Origin of the sequence: Streptomyces sp. Y20 (assembly GCF_043195475.1) — a bacterium.
GTDB lineage: Bacteria > Actinomycetota > Actinomycetes > Streptomycetales > Streptomycetaceae > Streptomyces.
Map to the genome: position 1 here is coordinate 1 of NZ_JBIDDP010000010.1, position 26,936 is coordinate 26,936.

The following is a 26,936-nucleotide window of genomic DNA, read 5'->3' on the forward strand; positions in this document are numbered from 1 at the left end:
TCGCGGAGTTGTTCGTGCGCGGGGCGAAGGTGGATTGGGCGGCGGTGCTGCCCGAGGGTGCCACCGCCACCCACGTGGACCTGCCCACGTACGCCTTCGACCACCAGCACTACTGGCTGCGCATGGCTCCCGCCACGGACGCGGTCGCCCTCGGCCAGAGCACGGCGGACCATCCACTGCTGGGCGCGGTGCTCAAGTTGCCGCAGTCGGACGGGCTGGTGCTCACCTCCCGGCTGTCGCTGCGCACCCACCCCTGGCTGGCCGACCACGCCATCGGGGGAACGGTTCTGGTGCCCGGTGCGGGGCTGGTCGAGCTGGCCGTGCGGGCCGGCGACGAGGCCGGCTGCGGTGGAGTGGAGCAACTCGTCATCGAGGCACCGCTGGTCGTTCCCGAACAAGGCGGTGTGCGGGTACAGGTCACCGTCGAGGCGCCCGACGCGGAAGGCCGTCGCCCGCTGGCGATCCACTCCGCGAGGGAGGACACGGTCGGTGACGTCGGTGCCGACGCCTGGACCCGGCACGCCACCGGCGCCCTGAGTACGTCACCCGCTACCGCCGAGACCTTCGACTTCACCGCCTGGCCCCCGCCCGGCGCCCAATCCGAAGATCTTTCGGGCGCGGAGGAGCGGCTGCTCCGGCACGGTTACGAGTATGGCCCGGTCCTCCAGGGGTTACGGGCGGTGTGGCGGCGCGGTGACGAACTGTTCGCCGAGGTCGCCCTGCCGGACGGGCAGCGAGACGCGGCGGCCCGGTTCGGCATCCACCCGGCACTGCTGGAAGCCGCCTTGCGCCCGTCATTGCTGGAGATCACGGCGACCGACGACGAGCAGGTGTGGCAGCCACTGGAATGGCATGGCCTGGTGCTGCACGCGGAGGGTGCCACGGCGCTGCGCGTGCGGCTCCTTCGGACCGCTCCCGGCGTGCTGGCGGTCCAGGCCGCCGACGAGTCCGGTGGACCGGTCGTGACCGCCGGGACCGTCACACTGCGACCACTCTCGACCGAGCAGCTGACCACGACGGCCGGTTCGGACGCGCTGTTCCGGGTGGAGTGGAGTGAGCTGCCGTCCGTGCCGGGTGTCGGTGAGGTGCCGGTGGTGACGGTGGTCGATGCCCGTACCCGTGGGGACGGTGAGACCCCGGTGGTGCTGGTGGGGCGGGTGCTCGAGGCGGTGCAGGCGTGGCTGGCGGACGAGGCGGCCGAGGACGGCCGGCTGGTGGTGGTCACCCGGGGGGCCGTGCCCGCCCGCGGTGACGCGGAGGTCACCGATCCGGGTGGCGCCGCCGTCTGGGGGCTGGTGCGTGCCGCGCAGGCCGAGAACCCCGACCGGATCATCCTGATCGACACCGGCACCGGCACCGGCACCGGCACCGGCACCGGCACCGGCACCGACACCGACACCGACACCGACACTGACACCGGCACTGGCACCGGCACTGGCACTGGCACTGGCACTGGCACTGGCACCGGCACCGGCACCGACGCTTATAGCGACACCGCAGCCCTCGCCGCAGGCGTGACCGCAGCCGATCTCGGTCCCGCCCTCGCCACCGGCGAACCCCAACTCGCTCTGCGCGGCACGGCCATGTACGTGCCCCGCCTCGCCCGCGCCCTGCCCGCCCCCACCACCGAGCCGGTGCTCGATCCGGAAGGCACCGTCCTGGTCACCGGCGGCACCGGGGCGCTGGGCGCCGAGGTCGCCCGGCATCTGGTCGGGCGGCACGGCGTACGCCACCTCGTGCTGGCCGGACGGCGCGGCGCGGACGCCGAGGGAGTGACCGCGCTCGTCACCGAACTCGAAGAGCTCGGTGCCGCCGTTTCGGTGGCCGCATGCGACGTCACCGACCGGGACGCGGTCGCCGCGCTCCTGACCGCCGTACCGGACGCGCATCCGCTGACCGCGGTCATCCACGCGGCACGCGTCTTCGACGCCGGAGTGATCGGCGAGGTGGACCAGGACCGTATGGCTCGGGTCTTCGCGCCCAAGGCGACCGGCGTACGGCATTTGGACGAGCTGACCCGCGAACTCGCGCCGTCTCTCGCCGCCTTCGTCCTGATGTCGTCCGCTTCCTCGGTCTTCCTGGGCGCCGGTACCGGCTGCTACGCGGCGGCCAACGCCTACCTCGACGCGGTGGCCCATCAGCGCCGGGCGGCCGGTCTGCCGGCTGTCTCGCTGGCCTGGGGACCGTGGGAGCGGCCGGGCGACCAGCAAACCGGCACCGGCGAGGCCTCCCGGAGCCGGACCGGCCGCCGCGGAGGTGTCGTACCTCTCACGCCTCCGCAGAGAATGGAATTGCTCGACGCGGCGCTCAGGACCGGTGAGGCGCTGGTGCTGCCGGCGCGGCTGGACCTTCGGGCGGTGCGCGCCGATGCCGCACTCGGCGGCGGAGTCCCGCCTCTGCTGCGGGGCTTGGTGCGGACCGGTCGCAAGACCGCGCGGGCCGGTGCCGGTGACTCCGGCGGACTGGCCCGCCGACTGGCCCCGTTGGCCCCGGCCGAGCAGGAAGCCCTGCTGCTGGGGCTGGTACAGGGCCAGGTGGCGGCCGTCCTCGGGCACACCGGAGCGGACCAGGTGAGGGCCGAAACGGCGTTCAAGGACGCCGGGTTCGACTCCCTCACCTCCGTCGAACTGCGCAACCGGCTGCGCGAGGCCACCGGCCTGAGCCTGCCCGCGACCGCCGTATTCGACTACCCGACCCCGCTCGCCCTCGCCCGCTACCTGCACGACCGGCTGGCCCCGGGCACCGACGCCGTACCGGCCACGCACCCGTTGCTCGCCGAACTCAGCAGGCTGGAAACGCTGCTGGCCGACGCGGCTTCCGACGACGCCACGCGCGCCCAGGTCGCCACCCGGCTCCAGGGCCTGCTGACCGCCTGGTCCACGGCGAACGGCACGGCGCAGGAAGCCGAGGAGGACCTCGACTTCACGTCCGCGTCCGACGACGAACTCTTCGAACTCATCGACACGGAGTTCGGCCATTAGCCGGCGGCGAGCCGCCCGGCACCGCCCGCACCCCACGTCCACGCCCGCCCCGCCGTCCACCTGACGCCGTAGCCCCACTAGGAGCTGACCCGCAATGGCGGATGAAAGCAAGCTTCGCGACTATCTCAAGCGTGTTCTCGCCGACGCGCGCCGCTCCCAGCAACGCGTCCGTGAACTCGAGGCCGAGAAGGCGGAGCCGATCGCGATCGTGGGCATGGCATGCCGGCTGCCCGGCGGGGTGGGCGGACCCGAAGACCTGTGGCGGCTCGTCCGCGAACGCGGGGACGGCGTCTCGGGGTTCCCCACCGACCGGGGCTGGGACCTGGAGGAGCTGTTCGACTCCGACCCCGACAAGACGGGCAAGTCCTACGTCAGCCAGGGCGGGTTCCTGCACGAGGCGGCCCTCTTCGACGCCGGCCTCTTCGGGATCTCCCCGCGTGAGGCGGTGGCGATGGACCCCCAGCAGCGACTGCTGCTGGAGATGTCGTGGGAGGCGCTGGAACGGGCGGGACTGAACGCGTCCGCCCTCAAGGGCTCCGACGTCGGTGTCTTCGTGGGGGTCATCAACGAGGGGTACGCGACCGGCGGTCCGGTCCCACCGGAGCTGGAGGGCTTCACCGGCACCGGCACCACCGGGAGCGTGGCCTCGGGCCGCATCTCGTACGTCCTCGGACTCGAGGGCCCTGCGGTGACCGTGGACACCGCCTGCTCCTCGTCCCTGGTCGCCATGCATCTGGCCGCCCAGGCGCTGCGGCGCGGGGAGTGCACCATGGCACTGGCCGGAGGCGCGACCGTCATGGCCGGCCCCGGCATGTTCATGCAGTTCTCCCGGCAGCGGGCGCTGGCCGCCGACGGCCGCTGCAAGTCGTACGCGGACGCGGCCGACGGCACCGGCTGGGCCGAGGGCGCCGGTGTCGTCGTCCTGGAGCGCCTGTCCGACGCACGTCGCAACGGCCACCGGGTCCTGGCCGTCGTCCGCGCGTCCGCCGTGAACCAGGACGGCGCCTCCAACGGTCTGACGGCGCCGAACGGCCCCTCGCAGCAGCGTGTCATCCGCAAGGCGCTGGCCGAGGCCGGCCTGACCTCCGCCGACGTCGACGCGGTCGAGGGCCACGGCACGGGCACGGTCCTCGGTGACCCGATCGAGGCGCAGGCCCTGCTCGCCACCTACGGCCAGGATCGTGAACGACCCCTGTGGCTCGGCTCCCTGAAGTCCAACATCGGGCACACGCAGGCCGCCGCCGGAGTCGCCGGCGTCATCAAGATGGTGCAGGCGATGCGGTACGGCGTCCTGCCGCCCACGCTGCACGTCGACACGCCCTCCTCCCAGGTCGACTGGTCGGCCGGGGCCATCGAGCTGCTGACCGAGGAACGCGACTGGCCCCGGACCGGCCGACCCCGCCGGGCCGGCGTCTCCTCATTCGGCGTCAGCGGCACCAACGCCCACCTGATCCTGGAGGAGGCACCGGAAGAAGCACCGGAGGAACCGGCCGCGGAGCCGACCGCACCGGCCGACCAGGTGGCTCCGTCCGTGGTCCCGTCCGTGGTCCCGCTGGTGGTGTCCGCGGCCACCGAGGGTGCGGTGGCGGGCCAGGCCGGCCGCCTGGCCGCACTCGTCACCCGCACGGACACGCCCCTCGCCGACGTCGCGGGCGCGCTCGTCTCCCGGCGGGCCCTGCTGTCCGAGCGCGCCGTCGTCGTCGCGGGTTCGCGTGAGGAGGCGGCGACCGGGCTGGGCGCGCTGGCGAGCGGGGAGAGCAGTCCCGCGGTGGTGAGCGGTGCGGTGGCTGCGCCCGGGCGGACGGTGCTGGTGTTTCCGGGTCAGGGTTCGCAGTGGCTGGGCATGGGGCGGGAGTTGCTGGGGTCCTCACCGGTGTTCGCGGAGCGGGTCGGGGAGTGTGCCCAGGCTCTGGAGCCGTGGGTGGATTGGGACTTGTTGGCCGTGCTGCGGGGCGATGTCGATCTGCTGGCGCGGGTGGATGTGGTGCAGCCGGCGAGTTTCGCGGTGAACGTGGCGTTGGCGGCGGTGTGGGCGTCGGTGGGTGTGGTGCCGGATGCGGTGGTGGGTCATTCGCAGGGTGAGATCGCTGCGGCTTGTGTGGCGGGTGCGTTGTCGCTGGAGGATGCGGCGCGGGTGGTGGCGGTGCGTAGTCGGGTGATCGCGGGGGAGTTGGCGGGTGGGGGTGGTATGGCCTCTGTGGCGTTGTCGGAGGCTGATGCGGTGGGCCGGATCGGCCGGTGGGAGGGGCGGGTCGAGGTCGCGGCGGTGAACGGTCCTTCGTCGGTGGTGATCGCCGGTGACGCGGAGGCCTTGGACGGGGTGTTGGCCGTGTTGGAGGCGGATGGTGTGCGGGTGCGTCGTGTCGCGGTGGACTATGCCTCGCACACCCGTCATGTGGAGGCGATCGAGGGGGCGTTGGGGGAGGCGTTCGCGGAGGTTCGTGGTCGGGTGCCGGTGGTGCCGTTCTTCTCGACGGTGACCGGTGGCTGGGTGCGTGAGGCGGGTGTTCTGGACGGTGGTTACTGGTATCGCAACTTGCGTGGTCAGGTCCGTTTCGGTCCGGCGGTCGCCTCCCTTGTCGCCGAGGGGTACACGGTGTTCGTGGAGTCCAGCGCCCACCCGGTTCTTGTGCAGCCGGTGAACGAGATCGTGGACGAGGCGCAGTGCGAGGCGGTCGTCACAGGCTCTTTGCGTCGTGATGAGGGTGGTCTTCGGCGGTTGTTGGCGTCGATGGCGGAGCTTTTCGTCAGGGGTGTGGCGGTCGACTGGACCGGTGTGCTGCCCGAGGGTGCCGGGGCCGCGGACGTGGAGTTGCCGACGTACGCCTTCGACCACCGGCACTACTGGCTCCGGCTGAACGGAGCGACGGACGCCACCGCCCTCGGACAGGCCCCCACGGACCACCCCCTGCTCGGCGCGATCGTGGAAGTGCCCGGGACGGGCGGGGTGCTGTGCACCTCGCGGCTGTCGCTGCGCACCCATCCCTGGCTGGCGGACCACGCCGTCGGCGGAGTGACCCTGGTCCCAGCGGCGGCGCTCGTGGAGCTGGCCGTACGGGCCGGTGACGAGGTCGGGTGCGGGACCGTGGACGAGCTCGTCGTCGTCGCGCCGCTGGTGCTGCCGGAGCAGGGCGGGGTACGCGTCCAGGTCGCCGTCGGGGGTGTGGACGACAGTGGCAGCCGTGCGGTCACCGTGTACTCGACACGGGAGGACGCGGGCGAGGTCAGCGGGGCGGAGGCCTGGGTCCGGCACGCCACAGGTGTGCTGACGGCGACGCCCAAGTCCGGCGAGAGCCCGCAGGGCGATTTCGGCGTCTGGCCGCCACCCGGTGCCCAGCGCGCCGACGTGGAGGGGCTGTACGGCGGTCTGGCCCGGCGCGGGTACGAGCACGGGCCCCTCTTCCAGGCCGTACGGGCACTCTGGCGGCACGGTGAGGAGATCCTCGCCGAGGTCGCCGTGCCGGAGGACGGGCGCGAGGAGGCCGGCCGGTTCGGGCTCCACCCGGCGTTGCTGGACGCCGCGCTGCATCCGGCGTTGCTGGACGCGGCCGTGGCCGATGGCGGCACGCGGGTGTGGCAGTACCTGATCTGGCGCGGGTTCGCGTTGCACGCCGTCGGAGGCACGTCGCTGCGGGTGCGGATCACGCCGCACGGCCCGGACGCCCTGGCCCTGGAAGCGGTCGACCAGGCCGGCGGGCTGGTGCTGCGGGCGGAGTCGGCGGAGCTTCGGCCGCTGTCCGCCGAGCAGCTGGAGGCCGCCGTGGGCACGGTGAGCGACGACTCGCTGTTCCGCGTCGACTGGACCGAGACGGCCGCGGCCGGTGAGGTGCCCGAGGAGCCGCCGTCCTGGACCGGGGTGTGGTCCGCCGATGACGTCACCGCCCTGGCGGACAGCGCGAGCACGGCGGAGGAGCTTCCGGCGCTGATCGTGCTGGACGCCATGGTGGACCGAGGCCAGGCCGAGGCTGATGGCGCTGCCGAGGACCGGAGTGACCCGGCGCTGGCCCTGACGAACCGGGTGCTGGCGGCCGTGCAGGCCTGGCTGGCCGCGCCCGCCCTTGAGCCGACCCGGCTGGTCGTGGCCACACGGGGCGCCGTCCCGGCCGGCGCCGACGGCGCGGTGAGCGACCCGGCGGGCGGCGCGGTGTGGGGTCTCGTCCGGGCCGCACAGTCCGAGAACCCCGACCGGATCGTGCTGCTCGACCTTGACCCGGGGCTCCGGCCCGGTGCCACCCCGGGCCTGGCCGCCGACGCCACCCTGGACCGTGTCCTGCACCGGCTGCTGTCCGACGCGGAACCCGAACTTGCCGTGCGCGGCGATACGTTGTCCGTTCCCCGGCTCACCCGGGCGACCGCGGCGGGGCTCGACCGTTCCGCGCCCGTGGCCGCAAAGCCCGTGCGGCTGGACCCGGAGGGCACGGTACTGATCACCGGCGGCACGGGCTCGCTCGGCGGACTGCTGGCCCGGCACCTGGTCGCCCGGCACGGCGTACGCCATCTGGTGCTGGCCAGCAGGCGGGGCCAAGCCGCCGAGGGGGCGGCCGAGTTGGTGGCCGAGCTGACCGGATCGGGCGCCGTCGAGGTCACGGTCGCGTCCTGCGACGTCACCGACCGCGCCGCGGTCGCCGCGCTGCTCGCCGGGACGCGCCGTGCCGGGCGCCCGCTCACCGGGATCGTGCACACCGCGGGCATCGCCGACGCCGGCGTGATCGGCACCATCCGCCCGGAGCAGGTGGCGCAGGTGTTCGCACCGAAGGTGACGGCGGTCCGGCACCTGGACGAGCTGACCCGTGAACTCGTGCCGGAGCTGGCCGCGTTCGTCGTCTTCTCCTCCGTCTCCTCCGTCTTCCTCGGTGCGGGCACCGGCAGCTACGCGGCGGCCAACGCCTTCCTGGACGCCGTGGCCCACCAGCGCCGGGCCGAAGGCCTGCCCGCCACCTCACTCGCCTGGGGCCTGTGGGATCAGGCCACCGGCGGTATGGCGGCCGGCATGGACGACCTCACCCGCAGCCGGATGAACCGGCGAGGCGGTGTCCTGCCCATGACGCCCGAGGAGGGCATGGACCTCTTCGACGCCGCCCTGGGCACCGGTGAGGCCCTGCTCGTCCCGGCCAAACTGGACCTGCGGCAACTGCGCACCGACGCCGCCGCCGGCCGCGCCGTCCCCACACTCCTGCGCGGCCTGGTGCGCACCGGACGGCAGACCGTGCGGGCCGCGGCCGGGGACAGCGGCGGCGGCCTCGCGGACCGGCTGGCCGGGCTGGGCACGGCGGAGCAGGAGGCGCTGCTGCTGGACCTGGTCCGCACGCACGCGGCGACCGTGCTCGGGCACGCCGGTCCGGAGGGTGTCAAACCGGACACGGCGTTCCGTGACTCCGGGTTCGACTCGCTCACCTCGGTCGAGCTGCGCAACCGGCTGCGTGAGGCCACCGGCCTCAAACTGGCCGCCACCGTCGTCTTCGACCACCCGAACCCGCTCTCCCTCGCCCGCCACCTGCGCGGCGAACTGGGGGAGACGGTGGTGGTGCCGCCCAGCGCGACGCTCAGCGCGCCCGCCGATCCCGATGAGCCGATCGCGATCGTCGGCATGGCGTGCCGGCTGCCCGGCGGTGTGGACGACCCCGACGCGCTCTGGCAGTTGGTGTCCGAGGGACGGGACGCGATGTCCGGCTTCCCCGAGGACCGCGGCTGGGACCTCGGCGGCTTCTTCAGCGACGACCCGGATCAGACCGGCACGTCCTACGTGAGCCAGGGCGGATTCCTCTACGACGCCGCCCTGTTCGACGCCGCCTTCTTCGGGATCTCCCCGCGTGAGGCGCTGGCGATGGACCCGCAGCAGCGGCTCCTGCTGGAGACCTCCTGGGAGGCCCTGGAGCGCGCCGGCCTCGACCCGACCTCCCTGAAGGGCACCGACGTCGGCGTGTTCTCCGGCCTGATGGGCCAGGGCTACGGCACGTCGGGGCCGGTACCGCCCGAGTTGGAGGGCTTCACCGGTACCGGAGGCATGGGCAGCGTGGCCTCCGGGCGCGTCGCCTACGTCTTCGGTTTCGAGGGCCCCGCGGTGACCGTGGACACGGCGTGCTCCTCGTCCCTGGTGGCCATCCATCTCGCGGCCCAGGCCCTGCGCAACGGCGAATGCTCGATGGCCCTCGCCGGTGGTGCCACCGTCATGGCGACCCCGGGTACGTTCGTCGAGTTCTCGCGGCAGCGGGGCCTGGCCTCCGACGGCCGCTGCAAGTCGTACGCGGACGCGGCCGACGGCACGGGCTGGGCCGAGGGCGCGGGTGTCGTCGTCCTGGAGCGGCTGTCGGAGGCGCGGCGCAAGGGGCATCGGGTCCTGGCGGTCGTGCGGGGCAGTGCGGTGAACCAGGACGGGGCGTCCAACGGGCTGACCGCTCCCAACGGGCCGTCGCAGCAGCGGGTGATCCGCAAGGCCCTCGCGAACGCGGGCCTGACCTCGGCGGACGTGGACGCGGTCGAGGGCCACGGCACGGGCACCGTCCTGGGCGACCCGATCGAGGCACAAGCCCTCCTCGCCACCTACGGCAAGGAGCGTGAACGACCTTTGCTGCTCGGCTCGTTGAAGTCCAACATCGGACACACCCAGATGGCCGCGGGCGTGGCCGGCGTGATCAAGATGGTGCAGGCCATGCGGCACGGCGTGCTCCCCGCCACGCTGCACGTCGACACCCCGACCTCCCAGGTCGACTGGGCGGACGGCGCGGTCGAACTGCTGACGGAGGCCCGTGCGTGGCCGGAGGTGAACCGGCCCCGCCGGGTGGGCGTGTCCGGGTTCGGTGTGAGCGGTACGAATGCGCACGTCATCCTGGAGCAGGCGCCGGAGGAGGACGTCGCGGAGCCGATGGCCGCTCCGGCCGAAGGCGCGATCCCGGTGGTCGTCTCCGCACGCAGCGCCGGCGCACTCGCCGGACAGGCTGACCGGCTGGCGGAGTTCGTCCGCGGGACCGGCGCACCGCTGACCGCCGTCGCGGGAGCCTTGGTGTCCCGGCGGGCGCTGCTGTCCGAGCGGGCCGTGGTGGTCGCCGGGTCGCCGGAGGAAGCGGTGGCCGGACTGGAGACGCTGGCCGTCGGCGGGTCCTCGCCGCTCCTGATCACGGGGTCGGCCACCGGGGGCAGGACGGTGTTCGTCTTCCCCGGTCAGGGTTCGCAGCGTGTGGGTATGGGTGCGGGGTTGTATGAGCGGTTCCCGGTGTTCGCTCGGGCGTTGGACGAGGCGTGTGCGGCTTTGGACGCGCGGCTTGCGGGGGTGGTCGGGCGGTCGGTGCGGGATGTGGTCTTCGGTGTGGGTGATGGGGGTCTGCTGGATCGGACGGTGTTCACGCAGGCGGGTCTGTTCGCGGTGGAGTCGGCGTTGTTCCGGCTGGTGGAGTCGTGGGGTGTGCGGCCGGATGTGGTGGCCGGGCATTCGATCGGTGAGGTTGTCGCCGCGCATGTGGCGGGGGTGTTGTCGCTGGGGGATGCGGCGGCGTTGGTGGCGGCTCGGGGGCGGTTGATGCAGGCGCTGCCGCCGGGTGGGGCGATGGTGGCGGTGGCGGCGAGTGAGGGGGAGGTCGCCGAGTATCTGGGTGGGGGTGTGGATCTGGCGGCGGTGAACGCGCCGGGTTCGGTGGTGCTCTCCGGTGACGAGGAAGCTGTCACGGCCGTCGCCGAGAAGTTGCGCGAACAGGGCCGCAGGGTCAAGCGGCTGACCGTCTCCCATGCTTTCCACTCGGTGTTGATGGAGCCGATGCTGGCCGGGTTCGGTGAGGTGCTGTCGGGGCTGACGTGGAACGAGCCGGCCATCCCGGTGGTGTCGAACGTGACGGGAAGGCTGGCCGAGCGGGGTCAGTTGACCGACCCGGCCTACTGGGTCGACCACGTCCGCCGCCCGGTCCGCTTCGCCGACGGCATCGCCGCCTCGGGTGGGTCGGTGTTCCTGGAACTGGGTCCCGGTGGTGCCCTGACCGGCGCGATCACGGAATCGGCCGGTGACGACGCGGTCAGCGTGCCCGCACTGCGCGATGACCGCGACGAGGAGCAGACCCTGCTCGCGGCCGTGGCCCACCTCTTCGTACGGGGTGCCGGGGTGAACTGGGCGGCCACTCTGCCGAAGGGTGCCACCGAGGCCCGCGTGGACCTGCCGACGTACGCCTTCGACCACCGCCACTTCTGGCTTCCGGCGGCTCCCGCCACCGACGCGGTCGCCCTGGGCCAGGGCACGGCGGACCATCCCCTGCTGGGCGCGGTGGTGGAGGTCCCGGAGACCGGCGGGGTGCTGTTCACCTCCCGGCTGTCGCTGCGCACCCACCCCTGGCTGGCCGACCACGCCGTCGGGGGCGTGGTCCTGGTGCCCGGCACCGGCCTGGTCGAACTCGCCGTGCGCGCCGGTGACGAGGTCGGCAGCGGAGTGCTGGACGAACTCGTCATCGAAGCACCCCTGGTCGTTCCCGAGCAGGGCGGCGTCCGGGTCCAGGTCGCCGTCGGCGGACCCGGCGACAGCGGACTGCGGACCGTCGCCGTCTACTCGGCGCGCGAGGACACGGCCGACGAGGTCGGCGCCGACGCCTGGATCCGGCACGCCACCGGCACCCTCACCACCACGCTCCCCGGCACCGGCACCGGCACGTTCGACTTCACCGCCTGGCCGCCGCCCGGCGCCGAACGGGTCGAGGTGGACGCCGACGCCTTCTACTCCGGCCTCATCGAGCAGGGCTACACCTACGGTCCGGTGTTCCAGGGACTGCGGGCGGTGTGGCGGCGCGGCGACGAGGTGTATGCCGAGGTCGCCCTCCCGGAGGGGCAGCGGGAGGAAGCCGCGCGGTTCGGCATCCACCCGGCTCTGCTGGACGCCGCCCTGCACGCCAACGGCTTCGTCGCCCCGGCCGACGCGCCCCCTGCGGGCGACGGGCCGCGCACGGTGCTGCCGTTCGCCTGGACCCGGCTCGCGTTGCACGCCTCCGGCGCCTCGGCACTGCGCGTGCGCGTGGCACCGTCCGGACCCGACGCGGTATCCGTGCAGGCCGCCGACGAGACCGGTGACCCGGTGCTGACCACCGAGTCGCTGGTGTTCCGCGCGGTGAGCGCGGAACAGCTGGAGGCGGCGGCCGGTGCGCCCGGTACCGACGCGCTGTTCCGTGTGGAGTGGACCGACCTGTCCGTGGCCGCTCGTGCGGCTGCACCGCTACCGTCCTGGGCGCGGGTAGCCACCGCGGCGGACCTCGCCGAACCGGCCAGGACGGACGCCGTGCCCGGGATACTGGTCGTGCCGGCCGACGGTCCCGACGACGCCCTGGACCGCACCTCCCGGGTGCTGGACGTCCTGCGGGCCTGGCTGGCCGACGAGCGGCTCGCGCAGTCGCGGCTCGCCGTCGTCACCCGGGGCGCGGTACCCGCCGGTGGTGACGAGACGGTGACCGACCCGGCGGGGGCCGCGGTGTGGGGCCTCGTCCGTGCCGCCCAGGCGGAGAATCCCGACCGGATCGTCCTCATCGACGCCGACGACAGCCGTAGCGGCGATCCCCGGGACCCGCGGACCGGGGACGAATCCCTCGCCGCGCTCCTCGGCACCGCGCTGGCGGCCGGGGAACCGCAGCTCGCGCTGCGCGGTACGGCCGTGCGCGCACCGCGCCTGGTCCGGGCCGCGTCCGCGGGCACCGGCGCGGACGGCGCGCACTGGGACCCCGACGGTACCGTCCTCGTCACCGGCGGCACCGGCTCGCTGGGCGCCCTGCTGGCCCGGCATCTGGTCGAGCGGCGCGGCGTACGGCACCTGCTGCTGGCCGGCCGGCGTGGTCCGGACGCGGCGGGCGCCCGGGAGCTGGTGGACGATCTGACGGCGCTCGGCGCGGCCACCGTACGCGTCGCCGCCTGCGATCTCGCCGACCGGGAGGCGGTGGTGGCGCTGCTGGACTCCGTACCGGACGAGCACCCGCTCACCGCCGTCCTGCACACCGCGGGCGTCCTGGACGACGGCGTGATCGGCGCCCTCGACCGGGTTCGCCTGGCCCACGTCTTCGCACCGAAGGTCGTGGCCGTACGGCACCTGGACGAGCTGACCCGGGTACGCGCCCCGCAACTGGCGGAATTCGCGGTGTTCTCCTCCGCCGCCGGACTGTTCGGCTCGGCCGGCCAGGGCAACTATGCCGCCGCCAACGCCTGGCTCGACGCCGCGATGGCCCGCCGCCGGGCGGCCGGCCTGCCGGCCCGCTCCCTGGCCTGGGGGCCCTGGGAGCAGACCACCGGAATGACCACCGGCACGGAAGCGGCGGCCCGCACCCGTGGCAACCGGCGCGGTGGCGTCCTGCCGCTCACCCCGCAGGAGGGCATGGCGCTCTTCGACGCGGCGCTGGCCGGCGACGACACGCTGCTCGTCCCGGTGAAGCTGGACCTCAGGGCCGTACGGGCCGAAGCGGCCACCGGCACCGGTGTACCTCCCCTGCTCCGCCAACTGGTGCGCGCAGGACGGCAGTCGGCGCGAGGGACCGCGGGTGACGGCGGGGACGGTCTGCTGCGCCGGCTCGCCGGGCTGGACCGCGACCGGCAGGAGGCCCTGCTGCTGGATGTCGTCCGCGGCCATGTGGCCGGCGTGCTCGGGCACTCCGGGGCGGACGGCGTCGGAGCCGAGACGGCTTTCAAGGACGCCGGGTTCGACTCCCTCACCTCCGTGGAGCTGCGCAACCGGCTGCGCGGCGCGACCGGCGTCAACCTCTCCGCCACCGTGGTCTTCGACTACCCCACGCCGCTCGCGCTCGCCCGCCATCTGCACGGTGCGCTCACCCCGGAGGGCGCCGGGCGCCGCCCCGCGGCGCAGGCGGACGAGGAACGGCTGCGCCACGCCCTGCTCACCCTCCCACTGGAACGCTTCCGGGAGGCCGGACTGCTGGACGCGCTCGTCGAACTGGCCGCCCACGAACCCGGTGCGCCCGCACCGGGCGCACCGGACGCCGCCCACGGGGCGCTGGCCGATCTGGACGTCGACGACCTCGTACAACTCGCGCTCGGCGACGGCGAATCCCTCGAAGGCTGACGCGGCACACGACTGATTGGGGCAGGGAAAGTGAGTGCTTCCTACGAGAAGCTTGTCGAGGCGCTGCGGAAGTCACTGGAAGAGGTCGGCACGCTGAAGAAGCGGAACCAGCAGCTTCTCAGCGCGTCGCGTGAGCCGGTCGCGATCGTGGGCATGGCCTGCCGGCTGCCCGGCGGCGTCGACACCCCCGAGGACCTCTGGGAGTTGGTCGCCGAGGGCCGCGACGGAGTGTCGGGCTTCCCCGACGACCGCGGCTGGGACCTGGACACCCTGCTGGACGCCGATCCCGAGAAGACCGGCACCTCCTACGTCGACCAGGGCGGCTTCCTGCGGGGCGCCGGCCGGTTCGACGCGGAGTTCTTCGGCATCTCGCCGCGCGAGGCACTCGCGATGGACCCGCAGCAGCGGCTGCTGCTGGAGACCTCATGGGAGGCGCTGGAGCGGGCCGGTGTCGATCCGGCGACCCTCAAGGGCACCGACGTCGGCGTCTTCAACGGCATCATGGGCGTCGACTACTTCGCCGGCGGAAGCGTCCCCCCCGAACTGGAGGGCTTCACCGGCACCGGCGCCGCCTCCAGCGTGGCGTCCGGCCGCATCTCCTACGTCTTCGGACTCGAAGGCCCGGCGGTCACACTCGACACCGCCTGCTCGTCCTCCCTGGTCGCCATCCACCTCGCCGTGCAGGCACTGCGCCGAGGGGAATGCACGATGGCCCTGGCGGGCGGCGCCACGGTCATGGCCACGCCCGGCCTGTTCATCGACTTCTCCCGGCAGCGCGGCCTCGCGGCCGACGGCCGCTGCAAGGCCTACTCATCGACCGCGGACGGCACCGGCTGGGCCGAGGGCGCCGGAGTCGTCGTACTTGAGCGGCTGTCGGAGGCGCGGCGCAAGGGGCACCGGGTCCTCGCGGTCGTGCGCGGCAGTGCGGTGAACCAGGACGGCGCGTCCAACGGGCTGACCGCTCCCAACGGACCTTCGCAGCAGCGCGTGATCCGCAAGGCGCTGGCCGCGGCCGGGCTGACCCCGGCGGACGTGGACGCCGTGGAAGGCCACGGCACCGGCACGACCCTGGGCGACCCGATCGAGGCACAGGCCCTCCTCGCCACTTACGGCAAGGACCGTGAAGAGCCCCTGTGGCTGGGCTCGTTGAAGTCCAACCTGGGCCACACCCAGGCCGCCGCCGGAGTCGCCGGCGTCATCAAGATGATCCAGGCGATGCGCCACGGCGTGCTCCCGGCCACCCTGCACGTCGAGGAGCCCTCCCCGCGCGTCGACTGGGAATCGGGCGCCGTACGGCTGCTGACGGAGGCCCGTGCGTGGCCGGAGGTGAACCGGCCCCGCCGGGCGGGCGTGTCCGGGTTCGGCGTGAGCGGTACGAACGCGCACGTCATCCTGGAGCAGGCGCCGGAGGAGGACGTCGCGGAGCCGGTGGCCGCTCCGGCCGAAGGCGCGATCCCGGTGGTCGTCTCCGCGCGCACCGCCGGGGCCCTGGCCGGACAGGCGGGACGGCTCGCCGAGTTCGTCGCCGGCACCGGCCCCGCACTGCCGACCGTCGCCGGTGCGCTCGTCTCGCGGCGGACAGCACTGCCCGAACGAGGCGTGGTCCTCGCCCGATCCCGCGACGAGGCCCTCACCGGGCTGCGCGCACTGGCCGACGGGCAGCCGGCTCCCTCGGTGATCACGGGGTCGGCCACCGGGGGCAGGACGGTGTTCGTCTTCCCCGGTCAGGGTTCGCAGCGTGTGGGTATGGGTGCGGGGTTGTATGAGCGGTTCCCGGTGTTCGCTCGGGCGTTGGACGAGGCGTGTGCGGCTTTGGACGCGCGGCTTGCGGGGGTGGTCGGGCGGTCGGTGCGGGATGTGGTCTTCGGTGTGGGTGATGGGGGTCTGCTGGATCGGACGGTGTTCACGCAGGCGGGTCTGTTCGCGGTGGAGTCGGCGTTGTTCCGGCTGGTGGAGTCGTGGGGTGTGCGGCCGGATGTGGTGGCCGGGCATTCGATCGGTGAGGTTGTCGCCGCGCATGTGGCGGGGGTGTTGTCGCTGGGGGATGCGGCGGCGTTGGTGGCGGCTCGGGGGCGGTTGATGCAGGCGCTGCCGCCGGGTGGGGCGATGGTGGCGGTGGCGGCGAGTGAGGGGGAGGTCGCCGAGTATTTGGGTGGGGGTGTGGATCTGGCGGCGGTGAACGCGCCGGGTTCGGTGGTGCTCTCCGGTGACGAGGAAGCCGTGGTGGCGGTGGCGCGGAGGCTTAGGGAGGAGGGCCGCCGGGTCAAGCGGCTGACCGTCTCCCATGCTTTCCACTCGGTGTTGATGGAGCCGATGCTGGCCGGGTTCGGTGAGGTGCTGTCGGGGCTGACGTGGAATGAGCCGGTCATCCCGGTGGTGTCGAACGTGACGGGAAGGCTGGCTGAGCGGGGTCAGTTGACCGACCCGGCTTACTGGGTCGACCACGTCCGCCGCCCGGTGCGTTTCGCGGAGGGGATCGCCGCCTCGGGTGGGTCGGTGTTCCTGGAACTGGGTCCCGGTGGTGCCCTGACCGGCGCGATCACCGAGTCCGCGGCCGAGGAGGCGGTGAGTGTTCCCGCCCTGCGCGATGACCGCGACGAGGAACAGACCCTTTTGCTGTCCGTCGCGGAGTTGTTCGTGCGCGGGGCGAAGGTGGATTGGGCGGCGGTGCTGCCCGAGGGTGCCACCGCCACCCACGTGGACCTGCCCACGTACGCCTTCGACCACCAGCACTACTGGCTTCCCGCCCCCCGGCCGCTCCTGGACGCCACCGCCCTGGGTCAGGACGCGGTGGACCACCCGCTGCTGGGCGCGGTGCTTCAGTTGCCGCAGTCGGACGGGCTGGTGCTCACCTCCCGGCTGTCGCTGCGCACCCACCCCTGGCTGGCCGACCACGCCATCGGGGGAGTGGTCCTGGTGCCCGGCACCGGCCTGGTCGAACTGGCCGTGCGCGCCGGTGACGAGGTCGGCTGCGGAGTGCTGGACGAGCTGGTCATCGAGGCGCCCCTGGTCGTTCCCGAGCAGGGCGCCGTACGTGTCCAGGTCGCCGTCGGCGGCCCGGACCGGACCGGAGCGCGCAGTGTCGAGGTGTACTCCACCCGCCACGACGCCGGCGCGGAGAGCGGGCCGGACGCCTGGACCCGGCACGCCAGCGGCACCCTGAGCACCGCGACCGCCCCCACCGGGACCCACGACTTCACCGCGTGGCCCCCGCCCGGCGCCCGGCAGGTCGACATCTCCGGCGGCTACGAGAAGCTGACCCGCGCCGGATACGCGTACGGCCCGGCGTTCCAGTGCGTGCGCAAGGTCTGGCGACGCGACACGGAGCTGTTCGCGGAGGTCGTCGTCCCCCCGGAACAGCGGGAGGACGCCGCCGGGTTCGGCATCCACCCGGCGCTGCTCGACGCGGCCCTGCACGCCAGCATCCTGGACGCGGCCGCCGAGGTCGCCGACGGAGCCGTGGTGGAGGACGACCCGGTCGTACGGCTGCCGTTCGCGTGGAACGGGCTGACGCTGCACGCCTCCGGTGCCGCGTCGATCCGGGTACGGCTCCTTCGGCCCGACCCGGACACGCTGTCCCTGGAAGCCGTCGACGACTCCGGCGATCCCGTGCTGACCCTGGACTCCCTGGTGTCACGGGCGGTCTCCGCGGAGCAGCTCGACGCGGCGGCCGGCGCTTCCGGTTCGGACGCGCTGTTCCGGGTGGAGTGGAGTGAGCTGCCTTCCGTGCCGGGTGTCGGTGAGGTGCCGGTGGTGACGGTGGTCGATGCCCGTACCCGTGGGGACGGTGAGACCCCGGTGGTGCTGGTGGGGCGGGTGGTCGAGGCGGTGCAGGCGTGGCTGGCGGACGAGGCGGCCGAGGACGGCCGGCTGGTGGTGGTCACCCGGGGGGCCGTGCCCGCCCGTGGTGACGCGGAGGTCACCGATCCGGGTGGCGCCGCCGTCTGGGGGCTGGTGCGTGCCGCGCAGGCCGAGAACCCCGACCGGATCATCCTGATCGACACCGACACCGACACCGACACCGGCACCGACACCGGCATCGACGCCTATAGCGACACCGCAGCCCTCGCCGCAGGCGTGACCGCAGCCGATCTCGGTCCCGCCCTCGCCACCGGCGAACCCCAACTCGCCCTGCGCGGCACGGCCATGTACGTGCCCCGCCTCGCCCGCGCCCTGCCCGCCCCCACCACCGAGCCGGTGCTCGATCCGGAAGGCACCGTCCTGGTCACCGGCGGCACCGGGTCCCTGGCCGGTCTCCTGGCCCGGCATCTGGTGATCCGGCACGGTGTCCGGCACCTCGTGCTGGTGAGCCGGAGCGGTCCGGAGGCCGTCGGGGCGCGGGAGTTGGTGGCGGAGCTGGAGGGGCTGGGCGCGGAGTCCGTGTCGGTGCCCGCCTGCGACGTCACCGACCGGGACGCGGTGGCGGCCCTGCTGACCGGGCTGACCGGGCCCCGGCTCACCGCTGTCGTCCACGCGGCGGGGGTCTTCGACGCCGGGGTCGTCGGTGAGATCCAGCCCGAGCGGCTGGCCCGGGTGTTCGCGCCGAAGGTGACCGCCGTGCGGCACCTGGACGAACTGACCCGCGAACTCGCCCCCGATCTGGACGCGTTCCTCACTTACTCCTCCGTCTCCGGTGTCTTCCTCGGCGCCGGCACCGGCGGTTACGGCGCCGCCAACGCCTGCATGGACGCCCTTATGTCGGTCCGCCGCGCGGCAGGGTTCCCGGCGCGGTCGCTCGCCTGGGGCCTGTGGGAGCAGACCACCGGCATGGGAGCCGGCCTCGACGAGCTGTCCCGCAGCCGCATGAGCCGCCGTGGTGGTGTGCTGGCCCTCGGCCCCGAGGAGGGCATGGAGCTGTTCGACGCGGCGCTGGGCAGCGATCAGACACTGCTCGTGCCGGCCAGGCTGGACCTGCGGGGCCTGCGTGCCGACGCGGCCGCCGGCACGGCCGTACCGCCCCTGCTGCGCGGGCTCGTCCGCGCGGGCCGGCGTGCCGCGCGCGGAGCCGGCCGGGAGGGGCGTGACGGACTGGCCGGGCGGCTGGCCGGGCTGGCCGCGGCCGAGCGGGAGGCATTGCTGCTGGACCTGGTCCGTACCCATGTCGCGAACGTCCTCGGGCATGCCGGGCCGGACCGGGTGAGGGCCGAGACCGCCTTCAAGGACGCCGGATTCGACTCCCTCACCTCCGTCGAACTGCGCAACCGGCTGCGCGAGGCCACCGGCCTGAGCCTGCCCGCGACCGCCGTATTCGACTACCCGACCCCGCTCGCCCTCGCCCGCCACCTGCACGAGGAGTTCCAGGGTGTGACCCCGGCCGCGTCCGCGCCGGTGGTCGCGCCGCGTGACCCGGAGGAGCCGATCGCCGTCGTGGGCATGGCCTGTCGGCTGCCGGGCGGGGTCGGCAGCCCCGAGGACCTGTGGCGCCTGGTCAGCGAGGGCCGCGACGGTGTCACCGGGTTCCCGACGGACCGCGGCTGGGACCTGGACCGGGTGCTCGACGACGACCCCGAGCACGCCGGGACGTCGTACGTCGCGCAGGGCGGCTTCCTGCACGAGGCACCGCTGTTCGACCCGGTGTTCTTCGGCATCTCGCCGCGTGAGGCGGTGGCGATGGACCCCCAGCAGCGGCTGCTGCTGGAGACCTCGTGGGAGGCGCTGGAGCGGGCCGGTATCGACCCGACCGGACTCAAGGGCACGGACGTCGGGGTGTTCAGCGGCATCATGGGCGTCGACTACTACTCCGGCGGTGACGTCCCGGAGGAGGTGGGCGGCTTCGCCCTGACCGGTGCCGGGGCGAGCGTGGCCTCGGGCCGGGTGTCGTACGTCTTCGGCTTCGAAGGGCCGGCGGTGACCGTGGACACCGCCTGCTCGTCGTCCCTGGTCGCCCTGCATCTGGCCGCCCAGGCGCTGCGCAACGGTGAGTGCTCCCTGGCCCTGGCCGGCGGCTCGACCGTGATGGCCGGACCCGGGATGTTCATGGAGTTCTCGCGGCAGCGGGCGCTGGCCACGGACGGCCGCTGCAAGTCGTACGCGGACGCGGCCGACGGCACGGGCTGGGCGGAGGGCGCGGGTGTCGTCGTCCTGGAGCGGCTGTCGGAGGCGCGGCGCAAGGGGCACCGGGTCCTGGCGGTCGTGCGGGGCAGTGCGGTGAACCAGGACGGTGCGTCCAACGGGCTGACCGCTCCCAACGGGCCGTCGCAGCAGCGGGTGATCCGCAAGGCCCTCGCGAACGCGGGCCTGACCCCCGCGGACGTGGATCTGGTGGAGGGCCACGGCACCGGTACCGTCCTCGGCGACCCGATCGAGGCACAGGCCCTCCTCGCCACCTACGGCAAGGAGCGTGAGGAGCCCCTGTGGCTGGGCTCGTTGAAGTCGAACATCGGGCACGCCCAGGCGGCCGCCGGAGTCGCCGGTGTCATCAAGGCCGTACAGGCGTTGCGGCACCGGGTGATGCCCGCCACGCTGCACGTCGACACGCCGTCCTCCCAGGTCGACTGGTCGGCCGGCGCGGTGAACCTGCTCACCGAGGCCCGGGAATGGGCCGACCCGGGACGGCCGCGCCGGGCCGCGGTGTCCTCGTTCGGGCTCAGCGGCACCAACGCGCACGTGATCCTGGAGGAGGTCTCCGAGGAGCCGGAGCAGCCGCCCGGGGCCGAGCCGGCCCCGGCCGGTGTGGTGCCGCTGGCGGTGTCCGCACGCGGCACCGGCGCGCTCGCCGGGCAGGCCGCACGGCTCGCCGCGTTCCTCGACGGCACCGACGCCGCACCGGCCGACGTCGCGGCGGCCCTGGTGACCCGGCGGGCCGTCCTCCCCGAGCGGGCCGTCGTCGTGGCCGGCACCCGGGAGGAGGCCGTGGCGGGGCTGGGCGCGCTGGCCCGCGGCGAGAGCAGCCCCGCGGTCGTGACCGGCAGCCCCGCCGCCACGGCCGGCACCGGCAAGGTCGTCCTCGTCTTCCCCGGCCAGGGCTCCCAGTGGGCCGGGATGGGCCGTGAACTGCTGGACACCTCCCCGGTGTTCGCGGAGCGGATCGCGGAGTGCGCCCGGGCCCTGCAACCCTGGGTGGACTGGGAACTGGAGGACGTGCTGCGCGGTGAGGCACCGGCCGAGCTGCTGCGACGCACCGACGTCGTCCAGCCGGCGGGCTTCGCCGTGATGATCGGCCTGGCGGCCGTCTGGGCGTCGGTGGGTGTCGTACCGGACGCGGTGACCGGTCACTCACAGGGCGAGATCGCCGCGGCCTGCGTCGCCGGAGCGCTGTCACTTCAGGACGCGGCACGGCTCGTGGCGCTGCGCGCCCAGGTGATCACCGAGCGGCTGTCGGGGCTCGGCGGCATGGTCGCGGTCGCCCTGCCCGAGGCCGAGGCGACCACGGCCGTGGCCCGCTGGGCGGGCCGCGTGCACGTCGCCGCAGTCAACTCGCCGTCCTCGGTGGTGGTGGCCGGAGACGCCGGCGTGCTGGACGAGGTCGTGGAGACGCTGACGGCCGAGGGCGTCCGGGCCCGGCGCATCGCGGCCGACTTCGCCTCGCACACCCCGCACGTGGAGGCGGTACGCGAACCGCTCATGAAGGCGTTCGCCGACGTCCGCGGCCAGGCCCCCGTCATCCCCTTCCATTCGACCGTCACCGGTGAGCGCGTCACCGAGGCCGGCACACTGGACGCCGACTACTGGTACCGCAACGTGCGCCGGCAGGTCCGCTTCGCCCCCGCCGTCACCGCCCTGCTGGAGTCCGGGCACACCGTGTTCGTGGAGGTCAGCTCCCACCCGGTGCTCGTCCAAGCCATCAGCGAGACCGCCGACGGCGCCGACGTGCTCGTCACCGGCTCGCTGCGCCGCGACGACGGCGGCCCCCGGCGGCTGCTGGCTTCCATGGCCGAACTGTTCGTCAGGGGCGTGCCGTTGGACTGGGCGGGCGCCCTGCCGGCCACCAACCACCCCGTCGACCTGCCCACGTACGCCTTCGACCACCAGCACTACTGGCTGCCCGCACCCGCCGCCGCGGGCGACGCCGCCTCGCTGGGACTGGCCGGCGCCGATCACCCGCTCATCGGCGCGGTGGTCGAGGTCCCGGACACCGGCGGCGTGCTGTGCACCTCCCGCCTGTCGCTGCGCACCCACCCCTGGCTGGCCGACCACGCCGTCGGCGACGTCGTCCTGCTGTCCGGCACCGGCTTGGTCGAACTCGCCGTCCGCGCCGGCGACGAGGCCGGCTGCTCCACCCTCGAGGAACTCGTCATCGAGGCCCCGCTGATCCTCCCGCCACAGGGCGGCGTACGCGTGCAGGTGAGCGTCGGCGGCCCCGGCGAACACGGCACCCGCACGGTCGCCGTCCACTCCACGACCGACGGGGCGGCCGGCGCCGACGGGTGGACGCGGCACGCCACCGGTGTCCTCGCCCCGGCGCCGCCCGCCCGCACCCCGGCCCACCCGGACCTGACCACCTGGCCGCCGGCCGGCGCCGAACGCGTCGAGGTGAGCGCGCAGGACTTCTACGCCGGACTGCGCGACCACGACTACCACTACGGGCCCGTCTTCCGCGGCCTGCGCGCGGTGTGGCGGCGCGGCGGGGAACTCTTCGCCGAGATCGCCCTGCCCGAGCGGGAGCACGAGACCGCCACGGAATACGGCATCCATCCGGCGCTCCTCGACGCCGCCCTGCACACCAAGGCGTTCCTCAGCGACGGCGAGCACCGCACGATGCTGCCCTTCGCCTGGAACGGGCTCACCCTGCATGCCTCCGGGGCGGCATCCCTGCGGATCCGGGTCACCCGGCCCGCCCCGGACGCGCTGTCCCTGGAGGCCGCCGACGACACCGGCAGCCCCGTCCTCAGCGCCGGCTCGCTGGTGTTCCGCCCGGTCGCCCCGGACCAGCTGCGCACCACCGGCGGCGGCATGCTCTTCGGCGTCGACTGGGTCCCGCTGCCCCGGCCCGAGGACCCGCGGACCCCGTCCTGGCTGCGGCTGTCCACGGCGGAGGAGGTGGCGACCCTCGCCGAGGACGCCGCGGGCGGCGCCGAGCTGCCCCGCGCGGTCGTCGTGGAGGCCGTGACCGCCGGCCCGGACGACACCCCGCTCGCCGTGACGGACCGCGCGCTGGAGGTCGTCCAGACCTGGCTGGCCGGCGGCGGCCTGGAGGACACCCGGCTGGTCGTGCTCACCCGGGGCGCGGTGCCCGCGGGCGGCGACGCGGAGGTCACCGACCCGGGCGGCGCGGCTGTCTGGGGGCTGGTGCGTGCCGCGCAGGCCGAGAACCCCGACCAGATCGTGCTGCTGGACATGGACAGCGGTAAGGGCACCGGCACGGACGCGGAGGACGCGGACCGCCTCGGTTCCCTGCTCGGCGCGGCCCTCGCCACCGGCGAGCAGCAACTCGCCGTACGTGGAAACGCGTGGTATGTGCCCCGCCTGACCCGGGCGGTTCCGGCGCCCGGCACGGAGCCGGTGCTCGATCCGGAGGGCACGGTGCTGATCACGGGTGGCACCGGGTCCCTGGCCGGTCTCCTGGCCCGGCATCTGGTGATCCGGCACGGTGTCCGGCACCTCGTGCTGGTGAGCCGGAGCGGTCTGGAGGCCGTCGGGGCGCGGGAGTCGGTGGCGGAGCTGGAGGGGCTGGGCGCGGAGTCCGTGTCGGTGGCCGCCTGCGACGTCACCGACCGGGACGCGGTGGCGGCCCTGCTGACCGGGCTGACCGGGCCCCGGCTCACCGCCGTCGTCCACGCGGCCGGCCTGTACGACGCGGGCGTGGTCGGTGAGATCGAACCCGGGCGGCTGGCCCGGGTGTTCGCGCCGAAGGTGACCGCCGTGCGGCACCTGGACGAACTGACCCGCGAACTCGCCCCCGATCTGGACGCCTTCCTCACCTACTCCTCCGTCTCGGCGGTGTTCCTCGGCGCCGGCACCGGCGCTTACGCGGCGGCCAACGCCGCCATGGACGCCCTCATGTTGGCCCGCCGCGCGGCCGGGTTCCCGGCGCGGTCGCTCGCCTGGGGCCTGTGGGAGCAGACCACGGGCATGGCCGCCCGCACCGACGAACTGACCCGCGGCCGGCTCAGCCGCCGCGGCGGCGTCCTCGCCCTCGGCCCCGAGGAGGGCATGGAGCTGTTCGACGCGGCACTGGGCAGCGACCGGACCCTGCTCGTGCCGGCCAGGCTGGACCTGCGGGGCCTGCGTGCCGACGCGGCCGCCGGCACGGCCGTACCGCCCCTGCTGCGCGGGCTCGTCCGCGCCGGCCGGCAGGCGGCACGGGCCGCCGTCAGCGGGGACGAGCGGCGACGGCTGGCCGAACGCCTGGCCGGGCTGCCGGCGGGGGAGCGGGCCGAGGCCCTGCTGGAGCTGGTGCGCACCCAGGTGGCCGTCGTCCTCGGCTACGCCGCCACCCACCAGGTCGACGCCGGTCAGGGCCTGTTCGAGATCGGCTTCGACTCGCTCACCGCCCTCGAACTGCGCAACCGGCTCGGCGAACTGACCGGGACCAAGCTCGGCGCGGGTCTCGTCTTCGACCATCCGACCCCCGCGATGATCGTCGCCCATCTGGCCGAGCGCCTGTACGGCGAGGACACGAGCGGGCCCGTGGCCCTCTCCGTCTGAGGCGTCCACCCACCACCCCGACCGAAGGGAGCAGATCACCGCATGTTCGACGTGGATGCCTACCTCCGCCGCCTCGGCCTGCCCGGACCGCAGCCGGGGCCGGACCTCGACACCCTGCGCACCCTGCACAAACGCCACCTGATGACACTGCCGTACAACGTCGCCGGACAGGGCTTCGCCGACGGCGTCCACCTCGTGGACGTGGACGAGGACGAGGTGTTCCGCACCGGCGTCCTGGAAGGACTGGGCGGCACCTGCTTCCAACTCAACCGGCTCTTCTTCCGGCTCCTGACCGAACTGGGCTACGAGGTCACCCTGCTGGCCGCGAGCACCGCCGAGGGCCGGGAGAACTTCGGCACCGAGATCGAGCACATGTTCATCCGGGCCGCCGTCGACGGCCAGGACTGGCTCGTCGACGTCGGCTACCCCGGACCGTCGTACCTCGAACCGCTGCGCGTCAGCGACGAGGTGCAGACCCAGTACGGCTGCCAGTACCGGCTCGTCGGCGCCGAGGACGGCACCACCGCAGTGCAGCGACGCGGACGCGTGACCCGGTGGGGCACCGTCTACACGTTCCGGCCGCAGGCCCGCCAGTGGCAGGACTGGAAGGAACTGGAGGACCGGGCCCGCGCCCACCACGCCACCGCCTCCCAGGACGACGGCCAGGGCATCCTGTGCGGCCGGACCTTCGACAACGGCCAGGCCGTGCTCAAGGGCCGCCGCTACCTCGTCGTGCGGGACGGACGCGAACGCGTCCGCACCGTCGTCGACGACACCGAACACCGCAGGCTCGTCGCCGCCCTGCTCACCGGCGACCTCGACTCCGGGGACCTCGCGTGACCCGGAGAGGGACCAACCGAACCAACGGCACCAGCCAGAAGACGGAAGGACAACTCATGGGGAACAACTCGGCCGACGTGGTCGTCATCGGTGGGGGGCCCGCCGGCGCGGTCAGCGCCTATGTGCTGGCCAAGCAGGGGCACTCCGTGGTGCTCCTGGAACGCGAGGAGGCCCCGCGCTTCCACATCGGCGAATCGCTGCTGCCCTACATGATGGGCCTGTACGACCGGATCGGCCTCCGGGACGCCATGGAGGCCGGGGGCTACGTCCCCAAGTTCGGCGGCGAGTTCATCGACCCTACCGAGAAGAAGTTCTTCTCCGGCGTGTTCCGCGCCGACTTCGGCCTGCAGGGCGAGGGCCGCTACGACCGGGCGTTCCAGGTGCAGCGGGCCAGGTTCGACAGCATGCTGGTCGAGGAGGCCGGCAAGGCCGGCGCCGAGGTCCACCTCGGCGCCACCGCCGGCGACCTGCTGATGGACGGCGACCGCATGACCGGCGTCCGCTACACCAAGAACGGCGAGGAGCACGAGGTCCGCTCCCGGTACGTGATCGACGCCAGCGGACGCGCCGGCCGCATCGCCCACAAGTTCGGGCTGCGCAAGACGCTGGAGAAGCTGCGCATGGTCGCGGTGTTCCGGCACTACGAGGGCCTGGACGAGAAGCACAACCCCGGCGTCGAGGGCGACATCCAGGTCGGCGCGCACGGTGACGGCTGGGTGTGGGCCATCCCGCTGTCGAAGGACCTCATCAGCGTCGGCACCGTCATGCCCCGCGACGTCTTCCGCGCCTCCACGCCGGAGAAGGTGTTCGAGGAGCACCTCGCCCGGGTCCCACGGGTCACCACCCGGCTGACCGGCACCCGCCCGGTCATGGACCTGAAGGTCGAGACCGACTACTGCTACCACACCGACACCGTCACCGGCCCCGGCTGGCTGATGGTCGGCGACGCCGGCTGCTTCGGCGACCCCATGTTCTCCGGCGGTGTCCTCGTCGCCTCGGCCACCGCCGTCCGCGCCGCCGAGACCGTCGGCGAGGCCCTGCGCAGCCCGCAGGACGCCGACCGGCTGATCGACGAGTACGCCAACTTCTTCAAGACCGGCTACGACACCTACATCCGGCTCATCCACGCCTTCTACGACGGTGAGCTCGTCGCGGTCGCCGCCGACGCCGGCCGCACCACCGACCGGGAGACACTGGAGCGCTATCTGATCCGGCTCATCGGCGGCGACTTCTGGAGCGAGCACAACGCGGTCGCCCAGGAGATGCGCCGGCGGGCCGAATGGGACACCTTCACGCCGTTCCAGCGCGTCTTCGGCTGCCCGTCCTACCCGCACCTGGACGAGCAGGACCGCAAGGAACGCGCCGAGTCCCGCATCCGCCGGGTGACCGCCGGCCAGTAGCCCGCCGGAGCCCGCCCCGCCACGGAGTCCCGGCCGCGGCACCGCCGCCGGCCGGGACTCCGGGCGACCGACCCCAGCCCGCGCGCAACCGAACAAGGTGAA

General features: G+C 73.8%; 3 protein-coding genes and 2 pseudogenes. All 5 read left to right on the forward strand.

Annotation, left to right across the window (positions count from 1 at the left end):
• On the forward strand, window positions 1-2,981 hold a 2,981-nt coding region (locus tag ACGFT1_RS24245; protein WP_373911058.1), incomplete at its 5' end, for an SDR family NAD(P)-dependent oxidoreductase.
• Between the two features lie 94 nt (window positions 2,982-3,075).
• Window positions 3,076-14,007: pseudogene (locus ACGFT1_RS24250) on the forward strand (type I polyketide synthase); the annotation flags it as partial.
• 33 nt (window positions 14,008-14,040) lie between these two features.
• Window positions 14,041-24,594, forward strand: a pseudogene (locus tag ACGFT1_RS24255) (type I polyketide synthase); the annotation flags it as partial.
• A gap of 42 nt (window positions 24,595-24,636) precedes the next feature.
• Entirely contained in the window at window positions 24,637-25,434 is a 798-nt protein-coding gene (locus tag ACGFT1_RS24260) for an arylamine N-acetyltransferase (protein WP_373911059.1), read from the forward strand.
• Between the two features lie 56 nt (window positions 25,435-25,490).
• Window positions 25,491-26,834 carry an NAD(P)/FAD-dependent oxidoreductase gene (locus ACGFT1_RS24265; RefSeq protein WP_373911060.1) on the forward strand — a complete coding sequence of 448 codons (1,344 nt, stop codon included), beginning with the start codon at window positions 25,491-25,493 and terminating at the stop codon, window positions 26,832-26,834.
• Window positions 26,835-26,936 lie beyond the last annotated feature (102 nt).

Excerpts from the sequence above, each read along its gene's own strand:
- ACGFT1_RS24260 (WP_373911059.1), top strand. The coding sequence starts at position 24,637 with ATGTTCGACGTGGATGCCTACCTCCGCCGCCTCGGCCTGCCCGGACCG.
- ACGFT1_RS24265 (WP_373911060.1), top strand. The coding sequence starts at position 25,491 with ATGGGGAACAACTCGGCCGACGTGGTCGTCATCGGTGGGGGGCCCGCC.